We start from the raw sequence: 5,399 nt of genomic DNA, 5'->3' as shown, positions 1-5,399 counted from the left end.
ATTGGTCACTCAGTTCATTGAAATCAATTTGTTACCGAAGTAACTGCCATTCCTTAGAATGACGTTTTGATATTCATCAACGAGTGCCCACACAGATTGATAGGTTTAAATTATTAAAGAGCTTCTCTTCGTTGTGACTTACATCACTTCGGAAGAGGCGGCCATTCTAGCGATTTAATTCTCAGTGTCAAACACTTTTGAAAATTAATTTCTACTTTCTAAAAGTAGGAGCGAATTATCGCTTAAAGCTAGTTGCCTCACTAACATTCTTCGCTGAAGCCTTGTGGCGTCTACCGTGTCAGTGAGGCGGCATTATAGAGATATTCCTCACATTGGCAAGTATTTATTACCGAAAATTGCAAAAATAACGGTTAAATGATGGATAAACACCCAAAGCCTTATTTATGCAAGTTTAACTACAAAGTACCTACATAATAACCACAGACTTATCCACAATCGCTTTAATTTTATCCCCTAGAAACTAAAAAAGCTGCCTTGAGGCAGCTTTTTAAATGGCAATGAGTCTAAATCCCAGAACCATATTGCTCTCCATCGTCTTCATGGAGACCACATTCTCGTTTCAGACCATTGAAACGGGTTTCTTCTTCAGTCATACCCGGTTCCCATTTCTTAGTCGTATGAGTATCTCCAACAGAAAGGTACCCCTGCTCGCGAAGTGGATGGTAACTAAGGCCATGCTCTTCCAAGTAATAGTGAACATCTTTATTTGTCCAATCAATTACTGGCAAGAACTTAAACACACCATTTTGGATAGATAAGATAGGCAAGTTTGCACGCGATTGAGATTGCTCTCTTCTCAACCCAGAAAACCAAGTGCCCGCCTCTAGTTCATCCAGCGCTCTTCTCATCGGTTCAACTTTATTAAGCTTGTTGTACTTCTCTATCCCTTCTATACCTTGATCCCAAAGTTTGCCATATTGCGCTTCTTGCCAATTAGGGCTCTGCTGAGAACGAAAGACTTGAAGGTTTAGAGTCAACTTCTGACTTAGCTCATCGATAAATCGATACGTTTCCGGGAATAGATACCCAGTGTCCGTAAGAATAACTGGAATATCGGGTTTGGCTTGAGTCACTAAGTGCAGCATCAATGCTGCTTGGATTCCGAAACTAGAAGACACCACATGTGTTCCTTCTAAGTTTTCCAGAGCCCACTTCACTCTTTCTAATGCGGTTAGCTGCTCTAACTCAGCATTAATTTGTCCAAGACGAAGTATCTGCTCCGTCTTAGTCAATGCGAGTAGCTCTGCTAACTTCAATTTTGAAGCGACAGAATTATGCATGCAGATCCCTCTTTGAAATGATCACCTCTTCGATGATGCCAGCTCGGATTGTAAAATCACCGAACCCTTCATTGTCGTTACGTTCCGTAGCCCAACGTCCCACCAGCGAATCAATCTCTTCTAAGATCTGAGCTGAAGTGATGTTCTCTTTATACATCTTCGGGATACGAGTTCCGGCTTTGTTGCCACCTAAGTGCATGTTGTAACGCCCCGGCGCCTTACCGACTAAACCCAACTCAGCCAACATTGCACGACCACAGCCGTTTGGACAACCCGTGATGCGAAGGATGATGTTATCTTCTTCTGGTAATCCGTGTTTCTTCAGAATGTCTTCAACATCCGTTACAAACTCAGGAAGAAAACGTTCGGCTTCTGCCATTGCTAACGGACATGTTGGGAATGCCACACACGCCATTGAGTTCTTGCGCTGTTCTGAAACGGCATCATCCATCAGACCGTATTGACGTGCCAGCTTTTCAATTTGTGCCTTTTGGCTCTTAGGTACACCTGCAACAATGAGATTTTGGTTCGCTGTCATGCGGAAATCACCTTTGTGGATCTTCGCTATTTCAGCAACACCTGTTTTCAGCGCTTTACCCGGAAAATCAAGTAAACGACCATTTTCGATGAATAACGCTAAGTGGTGCTTACCATCAATACCTTCCGCCCAACCGATACGGTCGCCACGGCCAGTAAACTCATAAGGACGACTTTCAGCAAACTCAACGCCTGCACGTTTTTCTACTTCTGCTTTGAATACATCAATACCAACACGGTCTAGTGTGTATTTGGTTTTGGCATTCTTACGATTCGAACGGTTACCCCAGTCACGTTGTGTCGTCACAACAGCTGCCGCTACATCTAACGTTTTCTCTAATGGCACAAAACCAAAGTCGTCAGCTTTACGTGCATAAGTAGAAGTATCGCCGTGCGTCATTGCAAGACCACCGCCCACTAATACGTTAAAGCCCACCAGCTTTCCGTCTTTAGCAATCGCAATAAAGTTAAGATCGTTAGCATGAACATCTACGTCATTTTGCGGAGGAATTACAACCGTCGTTTTGAACTTACGTGGTAAGTAGTTACTACCTAAGATAGGTTCTTCATCTGTTGTTGCGAGCTTTTCACCATCTAACCAGATCTCAGCATAAGCACGAGTTTTAGGTAATAGGTGTTCACTGATCTTTTTCGCCCACTCATAAGCTTCTTGGTGTAGCTCGGACTCAACCGGGTTCGTGGTACACAAAACATTTCGGTTTACATCACCCGCAGTAGCGATCGAATCAATACCAATACTGTTTAGTGTTTGGTGCATTAACTTAATGTTCGGCTTCAACACACCATGGAACTGAAAGGTTTGACGTGTTGTTAGACGAATTGAACCATAAGAGGTGCTTTCATCTGCGAATTTATCAATCGCGAGCCACTGCTTAGGAGTGATGATGCCGCCTGGCATACGCGCACGTAGCATTACATTATGTAAAGGTTCTAATTTTTGCTTGGTACGTTCGTTACGAATATCACGGTCGTCTTGTTGGTACATACCGTGGAAGCGGATCAACTGAAAGTTATCAGCAGTAAAACCACCAGTGATACGATCTTGAAGATCTTGTTCAATCGTACCGCGAAGGTTTTTACTTTCACGCTTCAGACGTTCATTGTCAGCCAAAGGTCCCAGTACTTGACCTAGCACTTCTTGCTCTATTACTTGCTTGCTCATTAGTACACATCCCTTTGGTAACGTTTCGCTTTACGTAAATCATTAATATATTGTTCAGCTTGTTCGCGGCTCTGATTGCCATGTTTTTCCGCTATCGTAACTAACGCTTCATGAACATCTTTTGCCATTCGAGTTGCATCGCCACATACATAGAGGTACGCGCCCTCTTGAAGCCATTGCCAAACCTGCTCTGCCTGCTCAATTAATCGGTCTTGAACATAAACCTTTTCTTTTTGATCACGACTAAACGCAACATCAAGCTTGGTTAATGCACCAGATTTAAGATACCTCTGCCATTCAACTTGATATAAGAAATCTTGAGTAAAGGTACGGTCACCAAAGAACAACCAGCTTTTACCTTCAGCGTCATTGTTTTCACGCTCTTGAACAAAACTACGGAAAGGTGCGATACCAGTACCCGGGCCAACCATGATGATTGGTGTGTTGTCGTCTTGCGGCAGTTTGAAGTTATTGTTGTTCTCTACAAACACCTTCACTTCACCACCTTCTTCAAGGCGTTGAGCTAAGAAACTTGAAGCGCCACCCAGACGAAATTCATCGCCCTTTTGGTATTCAACCAGACCAACCGTTAAGTGAACTTCTTCATCTACTTCTGCTTGGCTTGATGCAATAGAATAGAGGCGTGGAGTTAACTTACGTAGTAGGCCAATCAATTCATCAGCCGATAGCTTGGTCTTCTTCTCAGCTAAAACATCGACAACTTGAGTATTACCCGCGTATTCACGAAGCTTGTCTTTATCTTCCACCAGCTTAATTAACTTCTTACTGCCCGAAAGCTCAGCAAACTTAGTCACTAGCTGAGGGTTTGAAGATGTAATCTCAAATTTGCTGACGAGTGCGCTATGCACAGACAAGTTGTCACCATCGACATCGACACTTTCGATACCAGACAGCCCAACCTTAGAAAGAATTTGATTTGCGAGTTCTGAACTGTTTTCAAACCATACGCCTAGCGCATCACCCGGTTGGTAAGTAATACCCGACTCATCAAGATCAATTTCGATATGACGAACATCTTTGCCCGAATCACGACCAGTGATCTTTTGGCTCGTTAACAGTGTCGCTGTGTATGGGTTTTGTTTGGTGTATTGCGAATGACCGGCAGCCGCTTGACCGACGGGCAACTGAACTACATCGGCTTCAGTGCCTGTAGATAGCGTCTCTTTTACTTGCTCTAATGCTTTAGCGCGCCACTGCGTTGCTGACTCTTCGTAATCAACATCACAATCAAGACGGTCGACAAACGATTTGGCACCAAGCTTAGCGAGGAAGTTATCGAAGTCTTTAGCCGTTTGGCAGAAGAACTCATAGCTTGAGTCACCTAAACCGATCACACCGTATTGTAGGTTTGATAATTTTGGCGCTTTCTTCGATTGAAGGAATTCATGCAACTCAATAGCGTTATCAGGGGCTTCGCCCTCACCATTGGTTGAAGCTACAAAAATGACGTGTGTCTCTTTGGCTAAGTTCTTACCTTTATAATCACTTGCATCGAAAAGCTCGACAGCAATCCCTAAGGCTTTCGCTTCTGCCTCAAGCGATTCAGCGACACCTTTCGCATTACCGGTTTGGGATGCGAAGATAATGCTGAGCTTACCCGCAGGTTTTGCGGCTACTGCAGCAGCTGCTTGAGCGATTGGCGCGGCGGCACCCACAGGCTGAGTTTGGCTCACACCCCAAAGGTAACCACTGACCCATGCCAGTTGTTGAGAAGATAATTCAGAAACAGTTTGCTGAAGATGACCCAATTGTTGGTCATTAAGTGGTGCTGCTAGCCCAGGTAACTCATTAGCCCCAGACTGTGCATTATTATTTTGTGAAGACTCTTTCTTATTTAAAGACATGGTCACGACATCCCTAATCATTGCGTGACGATAGATTAACCACTCCTTTTAATAACAAGAAAGAATAGAAAAGTATGTTTTATAACTTTTTGGAAGTAAAAACCGATTGAAACGTCAATTGAGTTACTGGTTTTCAATACGAACTTGTTGAAAGCCAACCGCCATTGCCGACTTAGATGCTAGGTCTAAATCCGCGTAATGACACTCTTCACCATGAACATCAGTAAGCAAAACAAAGCCACCGCCCATATGGCGAAACTCCACAACCCAAGACCCCTCTTGAATTGAGGGCTCTATGATCGCTTCAACCAACAGATTTTCTCGATATAAATTTCGTAATTCATTGAGTGTCATATTCCATCCCTTGCTTTGACCTCACAACATAGACCTTATAAGAATAGACGCTAATTAGGTCTCTGTATTAAGGATGGTCGAAAGTGATGAATGTGCTAACTAATTCCAGAAAAGTATATACCCAAGTAACTTCAAGATGCTTGATCTGCTCCAGTTAGA

The 5,399-nt window shown here is 43.4% G+C and carries 4 protein-coding genes; all 4 read right to left on the bottom strand.

Features of this window, described 5'->3' with window-relative positions; all coding sequences use genetic code 11:
- Positions 1-524: 524 nt before the first annotated feature.
- The 4 genes from AB4407_RS20775 to AB4407_RS20760 all read right to left on the bottom strand — a co-directional run bounded on the left by AB4407_RS20775 (position 525) and on the right by AB4407_RS20760 (position 5,240).
- Positions 525-1,301, bottom strand: a complete 777-nt coding sequence (locus AB4407_RS20775) for a phosphoadenylyl-sulfate reductase (RefSeq protein WP_102542874.1) — start codon at positions 1,299-1,301, stop codon at positions 525-527.
- A complete protein-coding gene (cysI, locus tag AB4407_RS20770; RefSeq protein WP_017097266.1) occupies positions 1,294-3,021 on the bottom strand; it encodes an assimilatory sulfite reductase (NADPH) hemoprotein subunit in 1,728 nt (575 codons plus the stop codon). The genes AB4407_RS20775 and cysI overlap by 8 nt, the downstream gene beginning before the upstream one ends.
- A complete protein-coding gene (locus tag AB4407_RS20765) occupies positions 3,021-4,886 on the bottom strand; it encodes an assimilatory sulfite reductase (NADPH) flavoprotein subunit (protein WP_372121838.1) in 1,866 nt (621 codons plus the stop codon). Before AB4407_RS20765 ends, cysI begins: the two co-directional genes overlap by 1 nt.
- A 123-nt stretch (positions 4,887-5,009) precedes the next feature.
- Positions 5,010-5,240: a hypothetical protein gene (locus tag AB4407_RS20760; RefSeq protein WP_004735813.1), complete on the bottom strand. Its 231-nt coding sequence runs from the start codon at positions 5,238-5,240 to the stop codon at positions 5,010-5,012.
- Positions 5,241-5,399 lie beyond the last annotated feature (159 nt).

Source organism: Vibrio sp. 10N.261.46.E11 (assembly GCF_041472735.1).
Taxonomy (GTDB): Bacteria; Pseudomonadota; Gammaproteobacteria; order Enterobacterales; family Vibrionaceae; genus Vibrio.
The sequence above is the reverse complement of the archived record's forward strand: the minus strand, read 5'-3'. Positions and strand labels throughout refer to the sequence as shown.

Excerpts from the sequence above, each read along its gene's own strand:
- AB4407_RS20760 (WP_004735813.1), bottom strand. The coding sequence starts at position 5,240 with ATGACACTCAATGAATTACGAAATTTATATCGAGAAAATCTGTTGGTT.
- cysI (WP_017097266.1), bottom strand. The coding sequence starts at position 3,021 with ATGAGCAAGCAAGTAATAGAGCAAGAAGTGCTAGGTCAAGTACTGGGA.
- AB4407_RS20765 (WP_372121838.1), bottom strand. The coding sequence starts at position 4,886 with ATGTCTTTAAATAAGAAAGAGTCTTCACAAAATAATAATGCACAGTCT.
- AB4407_RS20775 (WP_102542874.1), bottom strand. The coding sequence starts at position 1,301 with ATGCATAATTCTGTCGCTTCAAAATTGAAGTTAGCAGAGCTACTCGCA.